General features: G+C 74.7%; 20 protein-coding genes and 1 pseudogene. 10 read left to right on the forward strand and 11 right to left on the reverse strand.

Annotation, left to right across the window (positions count from 1 at the left end):
• Positions 1-65 precede the first annotated feature (65 nt).
• On the forward strand, positions 66-500 hold the full coding sequence (locus ACHZ99_RS29825) for an SSI family serine proteinase inhibitor (RefSeq protein WP_420307927.1): 435 nt from the start codon (positions 66-68) through the stop codon (positions 498-500).
• Positions 501-536: 36 nt separating this feature from the next.
• Here the strand turns inward: ACHZ99_RS29825 and ACHZ99_RS29830 are convergent, their stop codons facing one another.
• The gene (locus ACHZ99_RS29830; protein WP_420307928.1) at positions 537-1,364 is read right to left on the reverse strand and encodes an SAM-dependent methyltransferase; all 828 of its coding nucleotides are present in this window, start codon (positions 1,362-1,364) and stop codon (positions 537-539) included.
• A gap of 120 nt (positions 1,365-1,484) precedes the next feature.
• Positions 1,485-3,350: a bifunctional metallophosphatase/5'-nucleotidase gene (locus ACHZ99_RS29835; protein WP_420307929.1), complete on the reverse strand. Its 1,866-nt coding sequence runs from the start codon at positions 3,348-3,350 to the stop codon at positions 1,485-1,487.
• A 128-nt stretch (positions 3,351-3,478) separates the two neighbouring features.
• On the opposite strand from ACHZ99_RS29835, the gene mshD reads away from it, so the two are divergent.
• Positions 3,479-4,429, forward strand: a complete 951-nt coding sequence (mshD, locus tag ACHZ99_RS29840; RefSeq protein ID WP_420307930.1) for a mycothiol synthase — start codon at positions 3,479-3,481, stop codon at positions 4,427-4,429.
• Between the two features lie 132 nt (positions 4,430-4,561).
• Positions 4,562-6,814, forward strand: coding sequence for an RNA degradosome polyphosphate kinase (locus ACHZ99_RS29845; protein WP_420308031.1), 2,253 nt, complete (start codon positions 4,562-4,564; stop codon positions 6,812-6,814).
• 250 nt (positions 6,815-7,064) lie between these two features.
• On the opposite strand, the gene ACHZ99_RS29850 is transcribed toward ACHZ99_RS29845, so the two are convergent.
• Positions 7,065-7,619 (reverse strand): hypothetical protein, encoded by a 555-nt coding sequence (locus ACHZ99_RS29850; protein ID WP_420308038.1) that lies wholly within the window; start codon positions 7,617-7,619, stop codon positions 7,065-7,067.
• Positions 7,620-8,357: 738 nt separating this feature from the next.
• Here ACHZ99_RS29850 and ACHZ99_RS29855 point away from each other — a divergent pair.
• Together ACHZ99_RS29855 and ACHZ99_RS29860 are read left to right on the forward strand one after the other, a co-directional pair.
• Positions 8,358-9,314 (forward strand): annotated as a pseudogene (locus ACHZ99_RS29855) (hypothetical protein); the annotation flags it as partial.
• Complete coding sequence (locus ACHZ99_RS29860) at positions 9,311-9,796, forward strand: NUDIX hydrolase (protein ID WP_420307931.1); 486 nt, start codon at positions 9,311-9,313, stop codon at positions 9,794-9,796. The pseudogene ACHZ99_RS29855 and the gene ACHZ99_RS29860, both read left to right, overlap by 4 nt.
• 3 nt (positions 9,797-9,799) lie before the next feature.
• Here ACHZ99_RS29860 and ACHZ99_RS29865 read toward each other — a convergent pair whose 3' ends face one another.
• Positions 9,800-10,216: a VOC family protein gene (locus ACHZ99_RS29865; RefSeq protein ID WP_420307932.1), complete on the reverse strand. Its 417-nt coding sequence runs from the start codon at positions 10,214-10,216 to the stop codon at positions 9,800-9,802.
• 84 nt (positions 10,217-10,300) lie between these two features.
• Between ACHZ99_RS29865 and ACHZ99_RS29870 the strand changes: the two genes are divergently transcribed.
• The gene (locus ACHZ99_RS29870; protein ID WP_420307933.1) at positions 10,301-10,969 is read left to right on the forward strand and encodes a TetR/AcrR family transcriptional regulator; all 669 of its coding nucleotides are present in this window, start codon (positions 10,301-10,303) and stop codon (positions 10,967-10,969) included.
• Here ACHZ99_RS29870 and ACHZ99_RS29875 read toward each other — a convergent pair.
• The 4 genes from ACHZ99_RS29875 to ACHZ99_RS29890 all read right to left on the reverse strand — a co-directional run bounded on the left by ACHZ99_RS29875 (position 10,923) and on the right by ACHZ99_RS29890 (position 15,275).
• Positions 10,923-11,459 carry a YbjN domain-containing protein gene (locus ACHZ99_RS29875; protein ID WP_420307934.1) on the reverse strand — a complete coding sequence of 179 codons (537 nt, stop codon included), beginning with the start codon at positions 11,457-11,459 and terminating at the stop codon, positions 10,923-10,925. The two genes, ACHZ99_RS29870 and ACHZ99_RS29875, sit on opposite strands and share 47 nt — an antisense overlap.
• Positions 11,452-12,795, reverse strand: coding sequence for a D-inositol-3-phosphate glycosyltransferase (gene mshA, locus ACHZ99_RS29880; RefSeq protein ID WP_420307935.1), 1,344 nt, complete (start codon positions 12,793-12,795; stop codon positions 11,452-11,454). The genes ACHZ99_RS29875 and mshA overlap by 8 nt, the downstream gene beginning before the upstream one ends.
• 166 nt (positions 12,796-12,961) lie before the next feature.
• A complete protein-coding gene (locus tag ACHZ99_RS29885) occupies positions 12,962-13,831 on the reverse strand; it encodes a class I SAM-dependent methyltransferase (protein WP_420307937.1) in 870 nt (289 codons plus the stop codon).
• A 109-nt stretch (positions 13,832-13,940) separates the two neighbouring features.
• Complete coding sequence (locus tag ACHZ99_RS29890) at positions 13,941-15,275, reverse strand: MDR family MFS transporter (protein ID WP_420307938.1); 1,335 nt, start codon at positions 15,273-15,275, stop codon at positions 13,941-13,943.
• Positions 15,276-15,415: 140 nt separating this feature from the next.
• On the opposite strand from ACHZ99_RS29890, the gene ACHZ99_RS29895 reads away from it, so the two are divergent.
• Positions 15,416-16,174, forward strand: a complete 759-nt coding sequence (locus ACHZ99_RS29895; protein WP_420307940.1) for a phosphoglyceromutase — start codon at positions 15,416-15,418, stop codon at positions 16,172-16,174.
• Between the two features lie 140 nt (positions 16,175-16,314).
• Here the strand turns inward: ACHZ99_RS29895 and ACHZ99_RS29900 are convergent, their stop codons facing one another.
• Positions 16,315-16,494 carry a hypothetical protein gene (locus ACHZ99_RS29900; protein ID WP_420307941.1) on the reverse strand — a complete coding sequence of 60 codons (180 nt, stop codon included), beginning with the start codon at positions 16,492-16,494 and terminating at the stop codon, positions 16,315-16,317.
• Between the two features lie 162 nt (positions 16,495-16,656).
• Entirely contained in the window at positions 16,657-17,334 is a 678-nt protein-coding gene (gene phoU, locus ACHZ99_RS29905; protein WP_420307942.1) for a phosphate signaling complex protein PhoU, read from the reverse strand.
• 169 nt (positions 17,335-17,503) lie between these two features.
• On the opposite strand from phoU, the gene ACHZ99_RS29910 reads away from it, so the two are divergent.
• Positions 17,504-18,778 (forward strand): sensor histidine kinase, encoded by a 1,275-nt coding sequence (locus ACHZ99_RS29910; RefSeq protein WP_420307943.1) that lies wholly within the window; start codon positions 17,504-17,506, stop codon positions 18,776-18,778.
• Positions 18,779-18,884: 106 nt separating this feature from the next.
• Entirely contained in the window at positions 18,885-19,565 is a 681-nt protein-coding gene (locus tag ACHZ99_RS29915; protein WP_047016404.1) for a response regulator transcription factor, read from the forward strand.
• A gap of 153 nt (positions 19,566-19,718) precedes the next feature.
• Here the strand turns inward: ACHZ99_RS29915 and ACHZ99_RS29920 are convergent, their stop codons facing one another.
• Positions 19,719-20,456, reverse strand: a complete 738-nt coding sequence (locus ACHZ99_RS29920) for a hypothetical protein (RefSeq protein ID WP_420307944.1) — start codon at positions 20,454-20,456, stop codon at positions 19,719-19,721.
• Between the two features lie 582 nt (positions 20,457-21,038).
• Between ACHZ99_RS29920 and ACHZ99_RS29925 the strand changes: the two genes are divergently transcribed.
• Positions 21,039-21,521: a CarD family transcriptional regulator gene (locus ACHZ99_RS29925; protein WP_165238457.1), complete on the forward strand. Its 483-nt coding sequence runs from the start codon at positions 21,039-21,041 to the stop codon at positions 21,519-21,521.
• Positions 21,522-21,817: the final 296 nt, after the last annotated feature.

Consider the following 21,817-nt stretch of genomic DNA (forward strand, 5'->3'; position numbering starts at 1 on the left):
GGGTATCCCTGACGTGCCAGACGCCCGCCACCCGGCGCGTCACGCCCACCGAGGAGACACCCCCCATGACCGTCCGGCCCTTCGCCGCCGTCCTGGCCGCCACCGCCGTCGCCGCCGCCACCGCCGCCACCGCCGTGCTGCTGCCGCCGACCGCCGCCGCCCGCCCGCTGCCCGAGCCGTTCGACGCCACGCACCTGCGGCTGACGACGACGTACGTCAACTCCGCCGACCGCGCCAAGGCCGCCTTCACCTACCTGAACTGCGACCCCGCCGGCGGCTCCCACCCCGCTGCGGAGTCGGCGTGCACGGACCTCGCCGCGGTCGACGGGCGGTTCGAGGAGCTGGGCGACAAGGAGGGGGTGTGCACGATGCAGTACGAGCCCGTCGAGCTGCGCGCCACCGGCACCTGGCACGGCGAGCCCGTGGACTACGTCTCCGAGGTCTTCGCGAACCCGTGCACGGCGGACCTGGCGACCGGCGGGAACGTCTTCCACTTCTAGCCGGCGCGCTGCCGGCCGCGGCCCGCCCGCCGGGCGCTACGGCTTGCGCCCCAGCGCCCCGTACGCGTCGACCGGCGCCGCCCCGCCCGCCGCCGCCGCGCCCGGCCGCCAGCGCGTGATCGGCACCATGCCGGGCTCGACCAGCTCCAGGCCCTCGAAGCACGCGCCCAGCTCCGCCGGGCTGCGCAGGTGGTACGGGACGCCGCCGGCCTCGATGAGCTTCTCGCCGCCCTCGACGACGGCGTCGCCGGTGTCGGTGCCGTCCCACAGCAGCAGGTGGCTGCCCGGCGGCACCGCCGCCATGACCCGGCCCGTGATGCGGCGCAGCTCCGCGAGCTCCGGCTCGTAGCCCAGCACGCCCATGAACATCACCGCCACCGGCTCGGTGAGGTCCAGCCCGTCCGCCGCGCCGGCCAGGATCCGCTCCGGGTCGTGGTAGTCGGCGTGGACGTACGAGGTCGCGCCCTCGGTGGTGGTGCTGCTCAGCAGGGCGCGGGCGTGCGCGAGCACCAGCGGGTCGTTGTCGACGTAGACGACGCGGGACTCGGGGGCGATCCGCTGCGCCACCTCGTGCGTGTTCTGCATCGTGGGCAGGCCGGTGCCGATGTCGAGGAACTGCCGCATCCCGGCCTCCCGCGCCAGGTGGGTCACCGCGCGGATGAGGAACTGGCGGGACTGCCGGGCCATGGTGACGATGTCCGGGTAGACGCGCGCGACGGCGTCGCCCGCCTCCCGGTCCGACCGGTAGTTGTCCTTCCCGCCCATCCAGTAGTTCCAGATCCGCGCCGCGTGCGGCACGGTGGGGTCCACCGACGGCGGTACCGCTTCCTCGCTGCCGCTGCCGCTGCCGCTGCCGCTGCTCATCGTCACCCTCCTGCGGGTAGGGGCCGGGGTGTCTGCGCCGGTGCCCCGGCAGGGCGGACCTGCCGGGGCACCCGGTACGGACCAGCACAGCAGACGGCGGTACGGCCGCGCAGCCGAACGTCACCGCCCGGCCGCGGCTCCGCCCACCACCGTGATCCGGTCCGCCGCCGGCGGCGCCAGCGGGCTGTCCGCGCTGGAGTTCGCCGTCAGGTAGGTCTCCAGCGCCGCCAGGTCGTCCCCGCCGACCAGCGGGTCCGTACCCTCGGCGAGGGTGGGGAAGCCGTCCCCGCCGCCGGCGAGGAACGAGTTGACCGCGACGCGGTACGTGGCCGCCGTGTCGAGCGGCTGCCCGTCGAGCCGCACCGAGCCGGCGACGACGCGGTCGGCGCCGGACTTCGTCAGGTCCAGCGTGTAGGTGAGCCCGGCGGACGGCTGGAGGATCTTCGGCGACTCCTCGTTGGCGCCGCTGACCTGCTCCCGCAGCACCTGGAGGAGCTGCTCGCCGGTCAGGCTGGTCAGGTTCACGGTGTTCGAGAACGGCTGGACCGTGAAGCCCTCCCCGTACGTGACGACCCCGTCGCCCTCGCCGCCGGACGCCGCGTGGGTGAGGTCCGCGCGGATCCCGCCCGGGTTCATCAGCGCCAGCCGCGCGCCCTCGTCGAGGGTCCGGGCGTGGGCGAGCTGCGCGTCGGCGATGAGGTCGCCGAGCGGCGACTCGGTGCCCGTGCGCGGGATGTCGGCGGAGACGTAGCCGATCGGCTTGGCCGCGACCGGCTCGGCGCGCGCGTTCCACTCCTCGACCAGCGCGGTCATGTCCGCGGCCCGCGGCTGCTCGCGGTCGACGACGTGGTTGGCGGCGTCCGGCAGTTCGGTCGCGGTGCGCACGATGTCGCCGCTGCGGCGGTCGTACGTCAGCGTGGTCTCGGTGTAGAGCCGCCCGAAGGACGACGCGGAGGTGACGCTGCGCGGCCTGCCCTCCGGGTCGGGGACGGTGCAGGCGTACGCCTGGTGGGTGTGGCCGGTGACGAAGGCGTCGACGTCCGACGTCGTGCCCGCGGCGATCTCGGCGACCGGGCCGGAGATGCCGGCGCCCGGGCCGGGGCTGTCGCAGTCGTAGTTGTACGCGCCGCCCGACGAGTCCGCGGGGAAGCCGCCCTCGTGGACGAGCGCGACGATGGACTCGACGCCCTGCCGGCGCAGCTGCTTCGCGTACCTGTCGAGGGTCTCGATCTCGTCGTGGAAGTCCAGGCCCTTGACGCCCTCGGCGGAGACGATGTCGGGGGTGCCCTCCAGCGTCACGCCGATGAAGCCGATCTTCACGCCCCGCTTCTTCCACACGTGCACCGGGTCGAGGACCGGCTCGCCGGTCTTCTCGTCGGTGACGTTGGCGGCGAGGTAGGGGAAGTCGGCGCCCTCGAAGGCGCGGCCCTCGGCGTAGCAGCCGTCCTCGGGGTGACAGCCGCCGTCCTGAAGGCGCAGCAGCTCCGCGCGGCCCTCGTCGAACTCGTGGTTGCCGACGCCGGCGACGTCGAGGCCGAGGCCGTTCATGGCCTCGACGGTGGGCTCGTCGTGGAAGAGGCCGGAGATCAGCGGGCTGGCGCCGACGAGGTCGCCGGCGGCGGCGGTGACGGAGTAGCGGTGGTCCTCGCGCGCCTCGCGGAGGGAGGTGGCGAGGTATTCGACGCCGCCGGCGTCGACGGTCTTCGTGGAGCCGTCCGGCTGGAGTTCGGTGACGCGGCCGGAGGAGCCCTGCGGGGGTTCGAGGTTGCCGTGGAAGTCGTTGAAGGAGAGCAGCTGGACGTCGACCGTACGCCCGTGCCCGTGCCCGTGCCCGCGTCCGCGGTCCGCGCTGTCCGCGCCCGCCGGCTGCGCCGCGGCGAACAGGCTCCCGGCCACCGCCACCGCGGCGGCCGCCGCCGCGGCCCGGCGCCCCCTCCGCGTCGTACGGACCCTGCCAGCCCGCTGTGTTCTTCGAGACCTCAGCATGAACGCCCCCTCGGCGCGACGGGAAACACCGGTCGGCAGCTTACGGTCGACGCGCGTAGCCCGTCTCCAACAAAGACTGAACGAATCCCAAAGCTCTGCGGGCCGTCCGCTGGCCTTAGGCTCTCTCCATGACGGAGTCCGGTACGACCGACACGGGGAAGCCGCGCGGCAGGCGCATCGACGTGCTCGACGAGCTCACGCCGTCCCAGTCGCACGCGGTTCTCGGCATCATCGACGCCGCCGCCGAGGCGGACGGCCGCCAGGCCGTCTCCGAGCAGGGCCGGCTGACCCTGCGCAGAGGCCGCCGCGAGGGCGTCAGACACCTGTTCCTGACCGACGGCACCGAACCCGCCGGCTACGCGCAGCTGGAGGAGACCGACCCCGTCGAGCCGCCCGCCGCCGAACTGGTCGTCCACCCGGCGTACCGCCGCCGCGGCCACGGCCGGGCCCTGGGCCGCGCGCTGCTCACCGAATCCGGCCAGCGGATGCGGCTCTGGGCGCACGGCGGCCACCCGGCCGCGCGGCACCTGGCGCAGCTCCTCGGCCTCACCCTCTTCCGCGAGCTGCGCCAGCTGCGCATGCCGCTCGCCGGGTTCGCGGCGGACGGCGCCGGGGCGCCGGAGCCGCGGCTGCCGGCGGGGGTCACGGTGCGTACGTTCCGGCCGGGGGAGGACGACGCGGAGTGGCTGGCCGTCAACGCCGCCGCCTTCGCCCACCACCCCGAGCAGGGCTCGCTCACCCAGGCCGACCTCGACGACCGCATGGCCGAGCCGTGGTTCGACCCGCGCGGGTTCTTCCTCGCCGAGCGCTCCGGGAAGGTCGTCGGCTTTCACTGGACGAAGGTGCACAGCGCCGAGCAGCTCGGCGAGGTGTACGTGCTGGGGGTGCACCCCGACGCGCAGGGTGGCGGGCTCGGCAAGGCGCTGACGACGATCGGGCTGCGCCATCTGGCCTACGAGCGGAGCATGCCGACCGCCATGCTGTACGTGGACGCGGACAACGCCCCGGCGGTGGCCGTCTACGAGGGGATGGGGTTCCGGACCCACGAGACGGACCTGATGTACCGCACCGAGGGCTAGCGTCACTGCACCCAGGGTTGGCCGCGCCGTTACCGACGGTTCAACCGCGGTTGCGAGCATCGACGCATGCAGCGCTCCGCCGCGAACCTCTCCGCCGTGCCGGGCCGGGCCCGTACCCGGGAGAATAGGGGCATGGACGACAGCCCGCCCCTCGTCACCCCCGCCCAGCCCGCGCAGCCGTCGGTGGGATCGATCGCCGCCCGCCGCCCGCACCCGGTGGCGCCCTCCATGCAGCGCGCCGCCCAGCAGATCGACCCGGACATCGACGCCGACGCCGACGACTACGACGGCCGGGAGGCGGACGAGGAGCTGCCCACCGGCCGCTTCCTGGACCGCGAGCGCAGCTGGCTCGCCTTCAACGAACGGGTCCTGGAGCTCGCCGAGGACGCGGCCACCCCGCTGCTGGAGCGCGCCAACTTCCTGGCGATCTTCGCCAGCAACCTGGACGAGTTCTTCATGGTGCGCGTCGCCGGCCTCAAGCGCCGCATCGCCACCGGCGTCGCCACCCGCTCCGCCTCCGGGCTCCAGCCCCGCGAGGTGCTGGACCTGATCTGGAACCGCTCGCGCGAGCTGATGGCGCGGCACGCCGCCTGCTTCCAGCAGGACGTGCAGCCCGCGCTGGCCGACGAGGGCATCCAGCTGATCCGCTGGGCCGACCTGGGCGAGAAGGAGCAGGCCCGGCTCTTCACCCTCTTCCGGCAGCAGATCTACCCGGTGCTCACCCCGCTGGCCGTCGACCCGGCGCACCCGTTCCCGTACATATCGGGCCTGTCCCTGAACCTCGCCGTCGTCGTCCGCAACCCGGTCAGCGGCCACCGGCACTTTGCCCGCGTCAAGGTGCCGCCGCTGCTGCCGCGGTTCCTGGAGACCGCCACGGTCGGCGGCGCCCAGCGGTTCGTACCGCTGGAGGACGTCATCGCCGCCCACCTCGAAGACCTCTTCCCGGGCATGGAGGTCCTCGCCCACCACACCTTCCGGGTCACCCGCAACGAGGACCTGGAGGTCGAGGAGGACGACGCGGAAAACCTGCTGAAGGCCCTGGAGAAGGAGCTGATGCGGCGCCGCTTCGGGCCGCCGGTGCGCCTGGAGGTGGAGGAGTCCATCGACCCGTACGTGCTGGACCTGCTCGTGCGCGAGCTGAAGATCTCCGAGGCCGAGGTCTACCCGCTGCCCGGCCCGCTCGACCTCACCGGGCTCTTCGGCATCGCCACCCAGGACCGGCCGGAGCTGAAGTACCCGAAGTTCGTCGCCGGCACGCACCGCGACCTCGCCGAGGTCGAGTCGGCGTCCGCGCCCGACATCTTCGCCGCGCTGCGCGAACGCGACGTGCTGCTCCACCACCCGTACGACTCCTTCTCCACCTCCATCCAGGCGTTCCTGGAACAGGCCGCGGCCGACCCGGACGTGCTGGCCATCAAGCAGACGCTCTACCGCACCTCCGGCGACTCGCCGATCGTCGACGCCCTGATCGACGCCGCGGAGAGCGGCAAGCAGGTCCTGGTGCTGGTGGAGCTGAAGGCGCGCTTCGACGAGCAGGCGAACATCAAGTGGGCGCGGAAGCTGGAAGAGGCCGGCTGCCACGTGGTGTACGGGCTCGTCGGGCTGAAGACCCACTGCAAGCTGTCGCTGGTCGTACGGCAGGAAGGCGAGACCCTGCGCCGCTACAGCCACGTCGGCACCGGCAACTACCACCCCAAGACCGCCCGGCTCTACGAGGACCTGGGCCTCCTGACCGCCGACGCGAAAGTCGGCGCCGACCTCTCCGACCTCTTCAACCGGCTCTCCGGCTACTCCCGGCGGGAGAACTACCGCCGCCTGCTCGTCGCACCCACGTCGGTGCGCGACGGCCTGGTCCACCGCATCCACCGCGAGATCACCCACCACCGGGCCGGCCAGCCCGCGTACGTCCGCATCAAGGTCAACTCGATCGTCGACGAGGCCGTCATCGACGCCTGCTACCGGGCGTCCGCGGCGGGCGTACCGGTCGACATCTGGGTGCGCGGCATCTGCGCCGTACGGCCGGGAGTGGCGGGACTCTCCGAGAACATCCGGGTACGGAGCATCCTCGGCCGGTTCCTGGAACACTCCCGGATCTTCTCCTTCGGCAACGGAGGCGACCCGGAGGTGTGGATCGGCAGCGCGGACATGATGCACCGCAACCTCGACCGCCGCATCGAGGCGCTGGTCCGGGTCGCCGACCCGGCACACCGGGAGGCGCTGAACCGGCTGCTGGAGACGGGAATGTCGGACGAGGTCGACTCGTGGCACCTGGACTCGAACGGCGACTGGACGCGCAACGCGGTGGACGACGGGGGCAGTCGGCTGGCGAATGTACAGGAAATGCTCATCGACGCCCGGAGGCGCCGGCGTGTCATCGCGGCATGAGGTACATGAGGCATCGGTGACGGCGGCCGCGCCCGGCGGCTCGGCGGAGGCGCCTGGCGGCTCGGCGGGGGAGGTGCTGGCGCGATACCTGAGCACGCAGGCGACGGAGCTGCTGCGCGGTCTGCGGGACCTCCCGGCCCAGGACCCGGCCCCGGCGGGGGCCGCGGGAGCCGGAGGGGGCGCGCGGGCAGCGGGCGCGGTCCACGACGCGGCGTTCCGGATCGCGGACACGCTGGGGAGCTTCCGGCCTTTACTGGACCCGGAGTGGGCGGAGCGGCTGGAGACGGAGCTGTACTGGCTGGGCCACACGGTGATGCGCGAGCACGTGTACGCGGCACGCCGCGACCGGCTGGTGGGGGCGCTGCGACGGCTGTCGGGGGAGGAGGACACGGGCGACCCGCCGGCCGGCGACGGGGGTGATCCCGCGGGTGGTGCGGTGGGCGACGGCGGGGTCGCGGACCGTGCGGTGGGCGGCGGCCGGATCGCGGATCGTGCGGTGGGCGGCGCGGGTGGCGCGGTGGACGGCGCCGGGGTCGTGGACCGTGCCGTCGGTGGTGCGGTGGGCGGCGGCCGGGTCGTGGACCGTGCGGTGGGCGGCGCGGGTGGTCCCGCGGGTGGTGCGGTGGGCGGCGGCCGGGTCGCGGATCGTGCGGTCGGCGGCACCGGGAGCCGCAACGCGGACGGCGGCCGGACCGCCGAGGGCGGTAGGCGCGAGGGCGCGCCCGCGGAGGCGCGGGACGCGCGCGGCGCGGTGCCCACGCAGGTCGGCCAGGCTGAGCACGCCCCGGGCGGCCAGGCCGAGCACGCCGGTGACGGCAGGCGCGCGGGGCGCGCCGGTGGCGCCGATGCCGCCGGTGGCGGCGGGCGTGCAGGGGCCGGGGACGCGGCGCCGGGGGCCGCGGGACTGCCGAACGGGGTCGCGGAGCGGGCCGGTACGCCCCGCGCCGGCGGCGCGGTGCCGGAGGCGCGGCCCGGGGGCGACGGCAGAGCCGTGCCGCCGCCCGGCGGAGCCGCGTCCGCCGGGCCGGTCTCCAGCGCCGGTACCGCCGCCGGATCCGGCACCGGTGGCGCTGTCTCCGCCGGATCGGGCGCCGGTGGGTCCCGCTCCGGCGGGTCGGGCGCCGGTGGGCCGGTCTCCGGGTCCGGCACCGGCGGGTCTGGCACCGCGGGGTCGGGCACGCGCGGGTCTGTCTCCGCCGGGTCGGGCACCGCTGCGTCTGCCTCCACCGGGTCGGGCGCCGGTGGGTCCCGCTCCGGCGGGTCGGGCGCCGGTGGGCCGGTCTCCGGGTCCGGCACCGGTGGATCTGTCTCCGCGGGGTCGGGCACGCGCGGGTCTGTCTCCGCCGGGTCGGGCACCGCTGCGTCTGCCTCCACCGGGTCGGGCACCGCTGCGTCTGCCTCCACCGGGTCGGGCGCCGGTGGGTCCCGCTCCGGCGGGTCGGGCGCCGGTGGGCCGGTCTCCGGGTCCGGCACCGGCGGGTCTGGCACCGCGGGGTCGGGCACGCGCGGCTCTGTCTCCGCCGGGTCGGGTGTCCGTGGGTCTGTCTCGGGGACTGGCGCCGGTACCGCCGCCGGGCCGGGCGCCGGTGGGCCTGGCTTCGGGTCGGGCACCCGTGGCTCGGGCACGCGCGACTCCGTCTCCGCCAGGTCCGGCACCGCTGCGTCTGCCTCCACCGGGTCGGGCACCGGCGGCTCTGTCGCCCACAGGTCCGGCTCCGGCACCTCCGCCCCCGCCCCGCCCGCTGGCGGCGGCTCCGCCACCGGGCGGGTGTCTGCGGCCGGGGGGCGGCGTGCGGGGGTATCCGCCACCGCGTCCGCCGCGCCCGCCGCAGGCGTCGCGCGGGCGGGGGCGCTGCTGGAGCGGCGGCTCGGGCTCGCGCGGAGCCGGGCGCACTCCGAGGCGCTGGACGCGCTGACGTCCGCGCGGTATCACGCGGTCGCCGACGCCGTCGCGCTGCTGGTCTCCGACGCGCCGCTGACCCGCGCCGCCCGGCGGCCCGCCGCTGCTCTGCCGGAGCACCACGACGACCTGCGCCGCGTGCTGGCCTCCGCGGTCGCCGCGCTGCCGCTGGCCCGTGCCGGCCGCCCGTACAACGCCGCCGCCCTCGCCCGCGGCCTCGCCGCCCCCGCCCGCGCAGGCGGCGGGGACGGCGCCGCCGCGGCCACGGCCGTCGACGATCGCGACGACGCCCCCTGGCGGCACGTGCACACTCTCGTGCGGCGCGCCCGGCACGCCGCCGAGGTTCTGGCGGCGTGCCCGCCCGGCACCGTCCCGGTGCGCCCGCCGGGGCCGCCGCTGGCCGCCGCGGGCACCGCGCTCGACCGCGACCGCGAGGCCGTGGAGGCCGCCGCCGCGGCCGCCTCTGCCGCCGCGACCCCGCGTATCGCCCCCGCCACCGCCTACGCACTCGGCGTACTCCACGCCGACCAGCGCCACGAGGTAGAAGCCGCGCGCTTCACCTTCGGCCGACTCTGGCAGACGAGAGGGGAGCACAGGTGAGGGAGCACCGCAACGACCCGGCCGACCCGGCCTGCCTGATCCGTGCCGCGGGCTGCGTGCTGTGGCGTTCCGCACCGCCCGCCGGTCCCGCCGCCGGTCCCGGCGCGCCCGCCGCGCCCGCCGCGCTGGAGATCGCCGTCGTCCACCGCCCCAAGTACGACGACTGGTCCCATCCCAAGGGCAAGCTCAAGTCCGGTGAGGAGCCGCTCGACGCCGCCGTCCGCGAGGTCGCCGAGGAGACCGGCCTCGCCTGCGAGCCCGGCCCGCCGCTGCCCACCACCCACTACCGGGTGGCCGACGGCCGGCCCAAGGAGGTCCGCTACTGGGCCGCGCGGGCCCGCGCCGGCGCGTTCGTGCCCAACGACGAGGTGGACCGCCTGGTCTGGCTGCCGCCCGCCGCGGCCCGCCGCACGCTGACCCACGGCCACGACCGCGCCCTCGTCGACGCCCTGCTGGACACCCTGCCCTCCGGGGCGGCCTGAGGGCTACGGCGTCGCGTACTGCTCGGCGAACTCGCCCGTCGCCGCGATGGGCGTGATCACGTCGACGAGGATCCCGTTCGGGTCCGCGACGATGAAGTGCCGCTGCCCGAAGTCCTCGCTGCGCAGCTCCAGCTCGGGTGTGAGCCCTTCGCGTACGACGAGCCGCTCCCACTCCGCGTCGACGTCCTCGACCTCGAAGTTGAGCAGCAGCCCGCGCGCGGCCGCGCGGTAGCCGGCGGGGACGGTCGGGTGGCCGGGGTCGAGGAGGGCCAGCTCGTACGGCGGGTCGCCCGGCCGGCGCAGGCTCACGTACCAGTCGGCCTCGAAGGTCACCTCGAAGTGCATCAGCTGGACGTAGAAGTCCCGGGATTCGCTCAGCCGCTCCGTGCCGAGCACGGGATAGAAACCGGTCAGCCGCATCGTCGGCTCCTTTCGCGTACCATTGGTATGTCAAAAACCGTAGTTCGCGTACCATCGGTATGTCAAACGGGAGGCGAGGTGCGCATGACCGCGCGCGGCGGCAGCGGAACCGGCGGAACGGGCGGGACCGGCGGAGTCAGGGCGGAGCAGCGGGAGCAGACCAGGCGGGCGCTGCTCCGCGAGAGCCGGCGGCTGTTCGCGAGCCGCGGCTACGGGGCCGTGGGGCTGGCCGAGATCGTGCGCGCGGCCGGCGTGACCAAGGGCGCGCTGTACCACCACTTCGACGCCAAGACCGGCCTCTTCCGCGCCGTGCTGGCGGAGGTGCAGCAGGAGGTCGGCCGGCGGGTGGCGGAGGCCGCGGAGCGGCACGCGGACCCGTGGGACCGGCTGACCGTCGGCTGCCGCGAGTTCCTCACCGCCAGCACCGCCCCCGAAGTGCAGCGGATCATGCTGGTCGACGGGCCGGCGGTGCTGGGGTGGAGCGAGTGGCGGGCGCTCGACGAGGCGGCGTCGGCGCGGCATCTGACCGAGGCGCTGGCGGAGCTGATGGCGGCGGGGGCGGTGGCGCGGCAGCCGGTCGCGCCGCTGGCGCACCTGCTGTCCGGCGCGATGAACGAGGCCGCGCTGTGGCTGGCCGCGGAGGGCGGCCCCGGCGATCTCGCCGACACCTGGGCGGCGCTGGAGCGGATGCTGGAGTCGCTGCGTCCTACCCGGGCTGCTCCGGCTGCTCCGCCCCGCGCGTCAGGTGCGTGAACGCCTCCAGGTTGCGCGTCGACTCCCCCCGGGACGTACGCCACGCGTACTCCTTGCGGATGGCCGTCGCGAACCCCAGCTCCAGCAGCGTGTTGAAGCTCCCGTCCGCGTTCTCCAGCACCGTGCCCAGCACCCGGTCCAGCTCCTCCGGCGTCACCGCGGCCAGCGGCAGCCGGCCGACGAGGTAGATGTCGCCGAGCCGGTCGACGGCGAAGCTCACCCCGTACAGCCGGGTGTTGCGCTCCAGCAGCCAGCGGTGGACGCCGGCCTCGTTCTCGTCGGGGTGGCGGATCACGAAGGCGTTGACCGACAGCGAGTGCCGGCCGACGATCAGCTGACAGGTCGTCGACAGCTTCCGCGTGCCGGGGAGGGAGGCGACGTAGGTGCCCGGCGCGGGTGACTCGTAGTCGATCCCCGCCTCCCGGAGGGTGTCCTCGACGACCTTGCCGACGGTGTCCACGCTCGCGCTCGTGCGCGCTGCCTCAGCCATGCGGCGATCGTAGGCGAGGAGGCCGGGCCGCGCCGGGGTGGCCGGCGGCTGCCGCGGCGTACACGTCGGCCGTCGCGTGGGCGGCGGCGTCCCAGCCGAAGCCCGCCGCGTGCCGGGCCGCCGCCGCGCCCATGCGGGCGGTGAGCGCCGGGTCGGCGGCGAGCCGTCCGAGCGCGGCGGCGAAGCCCGCCGGGTCGTGGCCCTCGACGAGGTACCCCGTGACGCCGTCGCGGACCGCGACCGGCAGGCCGCCGACCGCCGCCGCGACCACCGGCGTCCCGCACGCCTGCGCCTCCAGCGCGACCAGCCCGAACGACTCGCTGTACGACGGCATCACCAGCGTCGACGCCGCCCGGAACCAGCGCGCGAGCGCCTTCTGTGCCACCGGGCGTTCAAACCTCACGACATCGGAGATTCCCAGCCGCGCGGCGAGCTTCTGGAGCGCCTCCGGCTTCGCCAGCCCGCTGCCGCTCGGCCCGCCGACCACCGGCACCACCAGCCGCTCGCGCAGCGCCGGGTCCCGGTCGAGGAGGTGGGCGACGGCGCGCAGCAGCACGTCGGGCGCCTTGAGGGGCTGGATGCGGCCGGCGAACAGGGGGACGAAGGCGTCCGGGGGGAGTCCGAGCGCGGCGCGGGCGGCGGCGCGGGACGCGGCGGGGTCACCGGGGCCGGGGCGGAAGACGTCCAGGTTCACGCCGGGGCGGACGATGCCGACGCGGGCGGGGTCCGCGTCGTAGTGGTGGATCAGGTCGTGGGCCTCGTCGTCGGTGTTGGCGACGAGCCGGTCGGCGGCCCGTACGATCTGGCTCTCGCCGAGGACGCGGGCGGGCGGCTCGGCGCTGTCGCCGGCGGCGAGGGCGGCGTTCTTGACCTTGGCCATGGTGTGCATGGCGTGCACCAGCGGCACGCCCCAGCGCTGGGCGGCGAGCCAGCCGACGTGGCCGGAGAGCCAGTAGTGGGAGTGGACGAGGTCGTAGTAGCCGGGGCGGTGGGCGGCCTCGGTCTGCATGACGCCGTGCGTGAACGCGCAGAGCTGCGCGGGCAGGTCCTCCTTGGCCAGTCCCTCGTACGGCCCGGCGGCCACGTGCCGGACGAGCACGCCGGGGGCCAGTTCGACGGCGGGCGGGAGGGCGGCGGAGGTGGCGCGGGTGAAGACCTCGACCTCGACGCCGATCTCGGCGAGCCGGCGGGCCAGCTCGACGATGTAGACGTTCATGCCGCCGGCGTCGCCGGTGCCGGGCTGGTGGAGGGGGGAGGTGTGGACGGAGAGCATCGCGACGCGGCGTGGCCGGCGGTGGCGCGCGCGGGCGCGGAGCCGGGACAGGTGGTGGCTCACGGCTACTGGTTCCTCCTCGCGTTGGCCGTCATCCCCGCCGTGATGGGGTGAACACCGGGTGTGGCGGTGTTCATTCCCGCGCGGGGCGCGCGGCGCGGGGCGTCGTGCTCGGGGAGGGGGGCCCGCCCGGACCACGACCGCGGTACGGCCCGGCCGCCGCCGGCGGCTACGTCCCCCACCCGCGCGGCGCCACCGCCCGCCACGCCACCGTCAGCTCGCCCTGCCGCCAGCGCCCCGGGCCGTCCGTCAGCGGCCAGTCGCCCGCCAGCGCGCTCGCCGCCCGGATCCAGCGCTGCCGCGCGCCCAGCGCCGCGTACGGGGCCGCCGCCGCCCACGCCCGGTCGAAGTCGCGCAGGAACGCGTGCACCGGCTCCCCCGGGACGTTCCGGTGGATCAGCGCCTTCGGCAGCCGCTCCGCCAGGTCGGAGGGCGCGTCGAGGGACGCGAGGCGGGCGGCGAAGGTGAGGGTGCGGGGGCCCTCCGGGCCCAGCGCCACCCACACGTGCCGCCGCCCCGCCTCGTCGCAGGTGCCCTCCACCAGCAGGCCGTTCGGGCCGAGCCGCCCGGTGAGCCGGTCCCACGCCGCCGGGACCTCGTCCGCGCCGTACTGCCGCAGCACGTTGGCCGCCCGGATCAGCGCCGGGCGCGCGCCGCCGGGGAGGGGGACCTCGAAGCCGCCGCGCAGGAACGCGAGGCCCGCCCGCTCGTACGGGCGCGCCGCCGCGACCCGCTCCGCGTCGATCTCCACGCCGGCCACCTCGACCCGGGGGCAGGCGGTACGGAGCCGGTCCAGCAGCTCGACCGCGGTCCACGGGGCGGCGCCGTAGCCGAGGTCGACGGCGACGGCGCGGCCGTCGGCGCGGGCGGTGCGTCGCAGGGCGGGGCCGTGGGCGGCGGCGATCCAGCGGTCCATGCGGCGCAGCCGGTTGGGGTGGGTCGTCCCCCGGGTCGGCGACCCGACCGGCCGCGCGGCGCGCGCGGGACGCCCGCCGGCCGCGCCGGACGCGGGGCGCGGGGGCCGCTGCTGGGACGCCATGCGTCCAGCGTACGAGCCGGCCGCGGACCGGCCGGCGGGCCCGTACGGCACCCGCGGACGCGGCCGCCGCCGGGTCCCTGCCGCCGCTCTCGGGCGGGCACTTCGGGTCTTACGAGGGGCTGACGCTGCCCGTGGGACGCATGCGCTTGTCCCGCGGGTCGTCCGGCGGTTCCGCGCCCGCCTCCCCGGCGGCGACCGGGTCCGGGGCCGGGGCCGGGGCCGGGCCCTGGGCCGGGTCCTCCCGGGGCAGCCCGCGCATCAGCAGCGCGTACCCGGCCGCCGCCACCGTGCCCATCCCCGCGCACCCCGCCCACAGCCACTCCGCCCCGGCCGTGTCGATGACCCACCCGCCCAGCAGCGGGGCGGCGAGCCCGGCGACGGCCCAGGAGGTCGTGTACATGCCCTGGTACCGGCCGCGGCCGTGGACGGGGGAGAGGCGGACGACGATGCTGGTCTGCGTCGGCGCGTTGACGATCTCGCCGAGGGTCCAGACGCAGATGACGAGCGCGTACACGGCGACCGGCCCGGCGAAGGCGTGGAGCCCGAACCCGTACCCCGCCAGCAGCGACGAGACGATGAGCAGCGTCCGCGGGTCGCGGTGCTCGATGAACCGGGTCACGGGTATCTGGAGGACCACGATCAGCACGCCGTTCACGGCGATGGCGAGCCCGAAGTCCGAGCTGGACAGCCCCTGGTCGCCCATCGCCACGGGCAGCGACACGTACGCCTGCATGAAGATCATCGAGATCAGGAACGACAGCCCGACGACCCCCATGAACCGCCCGTCGCGCAGCACCGTGCCGAGGCTCACCGCATCCGCCGGGCCGCCCGCGGCGCCCGCGGGGCGTTCGGGCCGGGACTCGGGGAGCTTGACGAAGACCAGGATCGCGCAGGTGAGGGTCAGCAGGCCCTCGATGAGGAAGCCGGCCCGGTAGCTGTACTCGGCGATGAAGCCGGCGCCGGCGGAGGAGATCGCGAAGCCCAGGTTGATCGCCCAGTAGTTGAGCGAGAAGGCCCGTACGCGGTGCTCGGGCGGGACGATGTCCGCCATCATCGCCTGCACCGCGGGCCGGGAGGCGTTGGACGCCATGCCGACGGCGAAGGCGACGACCGGGATGGCCGCGGGGTGGGTGGTGAAGCCGAGCGCGGTGACGGTCACGGCGGTGGCGGACTGCGCGAGCATCAGGGTGGGGCGGCGCCCGAGGCGGTCGGTGAGCACGCCGCCGCCGAGCGAGGAGATCACGCCGCCGAGCCCGTAGAGGGCGGCGACCAGCCCGGCGTAGGTGGCGGAGTGGCCGCGCTCCTGGGTCAGGTAGAGGGCCATGAAGGTGGCGACGAAGCCGCCGAGCCGGTTGATGAGCGTGGACGTCCACAGCCACCAGAACGCGCGGGGCAGCCCGGTGACGGTTTCGCGCGCGGCGCGTCCGATGCGGGTCACGGGCACGGCGGATCCCCTCGATGTAAGTGGCACGAGCGATGAGGGGATGTTACGAAGCCGGGGGGCCGGGACGCCACCGGATTGACGGCTGCCGTCAATCCGGGCCCGGGGCGTGGGGAGACGCCCGCTCGATTAGGCTCGGAGCCATGGCCGACGCACCGTACAAGCTGATCCTCCTCCGGCACGGAGAGAGCGACTGGAACGCCAAGAACCTGTTCACCGGCTGGGTGGACGTGAACCTCACCGACAAGGGCGAGAAGGAGGCGGTACGCGGCGGCGAGCTGCTGCGCGAGGCGGGGCTGCTGCCGGACGTCGTCCACACCTCCCTGCTCAAGCGCGCCATCCGGACCGCGAACATGTCGCTGACCGCCTGCGACCGGCACTGGATCCCGGTCGCCCGCTCCTGGCGGCTCAACGAGCGGCACTACGGCGCGCTCCAGGGCAAGGACAAGGCGCAGACGCTCGCCGAGTTCGGCGAGGAGCAGTTCATGACCTGGCGCCGCTCGTACGACACGCCCCCGCCGCCGATCGACGACGACAGCGAGTTCTCGCAGGCGCACGACGCGCGCTACGCGCACATCCCCAGCGAGCTGCGGCCGCGGACCGAGTGCCTGAAGGACGTGCTGGAGCGGGCCCTGCCGTACTGGTACGACAGCGTCGTGCCGGACCTCCAGGCCGGGCGGACCGTGCTGGTCGCCGCGCACGGCAACAGCCTGCGGGCCCTGGTCAAGCACCTCGACGGCATCTCCGACGAGGAGATCCCGGGGCTGAACATCCCCACCGGCATCCCGCTGGCGTACGAGCTGGACGGCGACCTCCGCCCGGCCGTCCGCGGCGGTACGTACCTCGACCCGGACGCCGCCGCCTCGGCGATCCGGGCGGTGGCGAACCAGGGCAAGAAGTAGCTTCGGCCCGCCGTACGCACACCGCAGCCCCTGCCCGGCGTCGTCAGGGCAGGGGCTGCGGGCGTCTCAGGGGCGGGGCCGGGGCCCGGGCGCCGGCGCGGGTGCCGGGCGCCGGCGGCGGCGCGGGCGCCGGCCGCGGCTCAGCTGCCGCAGCTGCCGCCGCAGCTGCACCCGCCGCCGGACTGGCAGCCGCAGGAGCAGCCGGGGCCGCAGTTGCAGGAGGCGAGGCGCGGGAGCGGGGTCATCTTCGGGCGCGTCCGCGGGGGCTTCGCCGTGGTGCGCGGTTCGGCAGGGGTGCGGGAGGTGGACTCTTCCGGCATGGGGGACCTCCTAGCAGGGGTGTTCCCTTCGCCGGAAGGCTTCCCGGCCGGCGGGGCGCACACGCGGGCGCGCGGGTGCACCGCGGCCCGCCGCGAACCCGTACGCCCCGGGCGTCGCGCCCGCGTACGCCCCCGCGCCCGCGGGTCCGGGGGCCCGTACGCCTACGCGCCCTCGACCGGGGCCGTCGCGCTCAGCTCGTCGGCGTGCTCGCCTGTCACCAGGTACACCACCCGGCCCGCGCAGGACACGGCGTGGTCGGCGAAGCGCTCGTAGTAGCGGCCGATCAGCGTCACGTCCACGGCGGTCTCGATGCCGTGCTTCCAGCGGTCGTCCATGAGGTGCTGGAAGATCTTGCGGTGCAGGTAGTCCATCCTGTCGTCGTCCTGCTCCAGCTCCAGCGCCAGGTCGACGTTCTTGGTGGTGACGACCTCCGCGGTCTTGGCCATCAGCCGCTGCGCGAGCTGCCCCATCTCCAGCACCGTGGCGTGCAGGTCGTCGGGGATGCAGCGGCCGGGGTAGCGCAGCCGGGCCAGCTTGGCGACGTGCTTCGCGAGGTCGCCGGCCCGCTCCAGGTCGGCGCTCATCCGCAGCGACGTCACGACGATGCGCAGGTCGGTGGCCACGGGCTGCTGCCGGGCGAGCAGCTGGATGGCCCGCGTCTCCAGCTCGCGCTGGAGGTCGTCCACCTTCTCGTCGCCGGCGATCACGCTCTCGGCGAGCTGGAGGTCGGCGTCGAGCAGCGCGGCGGTGGCACGGCCCATGGCGGAGCCGACCAGCCGGGCCATGTCGACCAGGCCCTCGCCGATCGAGTCGAGCTCCTCGTGGTAAGAGTCGCGCATCCCAGTCCCGTCCATCCTCTTTGCCGATTTATGCAGCATCCACCATGCAGGGGACGTCGCGCCACTTCGTGAATCGAGACCGACCTGAGGGTGAACTCTTGGCGACCAGTGTTCGAGACGGCACCCGGATGGCTGTGGAAGGGGCTCACAGGGTGCCTAACCTGGAGTCATGGACGTGAACGCGGCGGTTGCCGCGGCGGCAGCGCTCGCCGGTCTGTGCACCGGCGTGATCGCCATGCTCGCGTTCCGGTGGAGCGAGCGCGAGCAGTCCAGGCCCACGCGCACCTCGCTGCACACGGACGCGGTCCTGCCGCCCGGCGTGGACACCGTGCTTTCTGTCCTGCGCTCCTCCGCCGTCGTCCTCGACGAGGACGACACCGTGGTCAAGGCCAGCTCCGCGGCGTACGCCCTGGGGCTGGTCCGCGGCGGCCGGCTGGCGGTGGAGCCGATGCTCGCCATGGCCCGCGACACCCGCCGCGACGGCGAGATACGGCAGGTCGAGCTGGACCTGCCGCGGCGCAGCGGCAGGGGCGAGGCGCTGGCGGTCTCCGCCCGCGTCGCGCCGCTCGGCTCCCGGCTCGTCCTGCTGCTGGTCGAGGACATGACCGAGGCCCGCCGCATCGAGGCCGTCCGCCGCGACTTCGTCGCGAACGTCAGCCATGAGCTGAAGACCCCGGTCGGCGCGCTGTCCCTGCTCTCCGAGGCGGTCATGGACGCCGCCGACGACCCCGAGGCGGTGGAGCGCTTCGCCGGCCGCATGCAGGGCGAGGCGACCCGGCTGACCAGCCTCGTGCAGGAGCTCATCGACCTCTCCCGGGTGCAGAACGACGACCCGCTGGAGGACGCCGAGCCGGTACGGGTCGACGAGCTGGTCGCCGAGGCCATGGAGCGGTGCCGGCAGCAGGCCGGCGCCAAGCAGATAAACATCGCCACCGGCGGCACGGCCGGGCTCCGCGTCTGGGGCCACCGCGGCCAGCTCGCGGCGGCCCTGGGCAACCTCGTGGAGAACGCCGTGAACTACAGCCCCGCCCGCACCCGGGTCGGCATCGCGGCCCGCCGGATGCCCGCCGCGGGCGGCGACCTCATCGAGGTCACGGTCACCGACCAGGGGATCGGGATCTCCGAGAAGGACCGCGAACGGATCTTCGAGCGCTTCTACCGGGTCGACCCGGCGCGCTCGCGGGCCACCGGCGGGACCGGGCTCGGTCTCGCCATCGTCAAGCACGTGGCCGCCTCGCACGGCGGGGAGGTCACGGTGTGGAGCGCTGAGGGCCAGGGCTCCACCTTCACCCTGCGGCTCCCCGAGGCCGCACGTCCGAAGAGCGGCCGGCCCGACACCGGCCGCAGCGGAGCTCTCATCGGCCCGGAGGACCTCGACGGCGAGGACCGGCTCCGGTACGGCGGGACCGACGCGTCAGACACAGCTCCGGAGGTCATTCCGTGACCCGCGTGCCCACCGACCGGCGCGGCTCCACTCCCCGCCGCCCGGCTCCCCTCCTCCCCCCGTCCCCGCCGGCCGCGTCCGGTCCGTCCACCCCGGAGGTCAGAGCGTGACCCGGGTACTCGTCGTCGAGGACGAAGAATCGTTCAGCGACGCCCTGTCGTACATGCTCCGCAAGGAGGGCTTCGAGGTGGCCGTGGCCACCACGGGCCCCGAGGCGCTCGACGACTTCGACCGCAACGGCGCCGACCTGGTGCTGCTGGACCTCATGCTGCCGGGGCTGCCCGGCACGGAGGTGTGCCGCCAGCTGCGCGGCCGGTCCAACGTCCCGGTCATCATGGTGACCGCCAAGGACAGCGAGATCGACAAGGTCGTCGGGCTGGAGATAGGAGCCGACGACTACGTGACGAAGCCCTTCTCCTCCCGGGAGCTGGTCGCCCGGATCCGCGCGGTCCTGCGCCGCCGCGGCGAGCCGGAGGAGGCGGAGCCGGCGGCGCTGGAGGTCGGCCCGGTGCGGATGGACGTCGACCGGCACGTGGTCACGGTCGCCGGCGACAAGGTCGACCTGCCGCTGAAGGAGTTCGACCTGCTGGAGATGCTGCTGCGCAACGCCGGCCGGGTGCTGACCCGGATGCAGCTCATCGACCGGGTCTGGGGCGCGGACTACGTCGGCGACACCAAGACGCTCGACGTCCACGTGAAGCGGCTGCGCGCGAAGATCGAGCCGGACCCGGGCGCGCCGCGGTATCTGGTGACGGTCCGGGGGCTGGGCTACAAGTTCGAGCCGTAGACCCGGCCGCGGCTGCGGCGCCGTCGTACGGCCGTCGTCGTACGGCTGCCGTACGGCCCGGTGCCGCCGTCGTACGGCCGCCGTGCGCCGCGTCGTACGGAGCAGGCCCGGCCCCGGTGCGCAGGTGCGCGCCGGGGCCCGGTGCGTGTGCGCCTACTGCCCGCTGACGGGGCTGTCCGAGGACGAGGCGGCATCGTCCGTGCCGGAGGCGTCCGTGCCGTCCGCGGGGTCCGTGGCGTCCGCGGTGGCGCCGGCGTCCGGTGACGTGGAGGCGTCGGCGGTGCCGTCGCCGGTGTCCGCGGCGTCCGTGCCCGTGCCCGCGTCCTCGCCGGGCTCGCCGTCCGCGCCGGCCGGCGGCTCCGTCTCCAGCGGGCTCGGGGACTCGGTCGCGGCGAAGTCCGCGTACGGGCCGTCGTCCTCGACGACGAAAGCCGCGAGCCGCACCTCGCCCTCCTTGCTGAACTCGAAGGCGAGCTTCTTCGTCGCGCCGTGCCCGGCGTCGTGCCCGTCCGGCAGCACCGCGGAGGCGTTGCCCTCGCCGCCCAGCATCACCGAGCCGCCCGCCGGTACGACCACGCCGCCCCGGCCGTTCTCGCCGGCCAGCTCCAGCTCCGCGCCGCCGTCCACGAGGGCCAGCCGGTCGAGCGTCTGGTCCTGGCCGCCGCTGTTGAAGATGCGGGCCGAGACGGCGGCCGGGGCGTCCGTCTCCGCCGGCGGTGCGATCACCACGGCGTTCTGGATCCGGATGTCGCCCGCGGAGGCGCGCGCGTTGTCGGGGTTGATCTTCAGGGTCTCGGCGTTGTTGCCCGCCCCGCACGCGGTGAGGACGGCGAGCGAGAGAGCGAGGGCGGTCGCGGCGAGCGTGCCGCGTCGAATGCTGCTGCTGCTCACGGCGGCGGCATCTCCTTGGACGTGCAGGCCGGTTCGGCTTGCTTGCGGTGGGTGACCTTGCTGGAGGAACAGTACCGACCCCCCTTCGGCCGCACGGACCCGACCCGCCCTCCGCGGCCCGCGCCGCCGCGCGTGCGGGACGCGCGCGGGCCCGCGTGCTGACCCCGCGCGCGAGGTCGTGGTAATCCCCGGCAATATCCCCGCGGGGCGCGGTGTTGGAAGAAGGAGGGAACGCCGGCGGAGGGAGAACAGGGATATCGATCACGGCCTGTGTGATCAATTCCGGGAATCCGGCCGGATTCGATCGGGATCGGCCGAACGGAGCAGCGCGACTTCACCGGCGGACTCCGACAAATCGGGACGTTAGCCGCCCTGTCGATCCTTCCGGCGGCGGGTGGCCGTCGCGTTTCAGGCTTCCGGCAGACGCCATCCCACCTGCGGAAACCATGATTCCGGCGCGGGGCGAAGCACGTTCCAGGGTCGCTTGTCAAGCCCCGAGACGGGCCCTGACCTGCGAAAACGCCATTCAGAAGCGGCCTGTCCCGTGTTACCCTGGATAGCCACGGAAGGGGTACCTGTCACATGACGTTCAAGGTTGGCGACACCGTGGTCTATCCCCATCATGGGGCCGCGCTGATCGAGGCCATCGAAACTCGCCAGATCAAAGGTGTGGACAAGACCTACTTGGTGCTGAAAGTCGCGCAGGGCGACTTGACGGTGCGCGTGCCGGCGGACAATGCCGAGTTCGTCGGGGTGCGCGATGTGGTAGGCCAGGACGGGCTGGAGCGGGTCTTCGAGGTGCTGCGTGCGCCGTATGCCGAAGAGCCCACCAACTGGTCGCGGCGGTACAAGGCAAACCTGGAGAAACTCGCCTCGGGTGACGTGATCAAGGTCGCGGAGGTCGTCCGGGACCTGTGGCGCCGGGAGCGCGAGCGCGGTCTCTCCGCAGGGGAGAAGCGGATGCTCGCCAAGGCCCGCCAGATCCTGGTGAGCGAGCTGGCGCTGTGCGAAAGCACGAACGAGGACAAGGCGGAGGCGCTGCTCGACGAGGTGCTGGCGTCCTGAAGGGCTGACTGCACGGCTGAGCGGGGCTTCGCCGAGCCGAGCTTTCCGCATCGGTCCGTGCCGTCCGCAGCCGGCCGTGCCGACGTCGCTGACCGTGCTGACCACGCTGTCTTCGTCGTCCGCGCAGCCTGCTGTCCGTGCCGTACGGCGGAAAGGCCCGGCCGCGCTCGCCGACCGCCCGGGATGCCGCCCGGTCACGTCCTCATGGTCCGTCCGTTTGTCCCCGCTCGTCCTTTCGCGTGCGTTCCGACGGCCTGGAAGCGTGCCGTTTCACGGGGGGCAGCCGTAGGCTCCCG

The sequence above is a fragment of the Streptomyces sp. MAR4 CNX-425 genome, assembly GCF_048656465.1.
Lineage (GTDB): Bacteria > Actinomycetota > Actinomycetes > Streptomycetales > Streptomycetaceae > Streptomyces.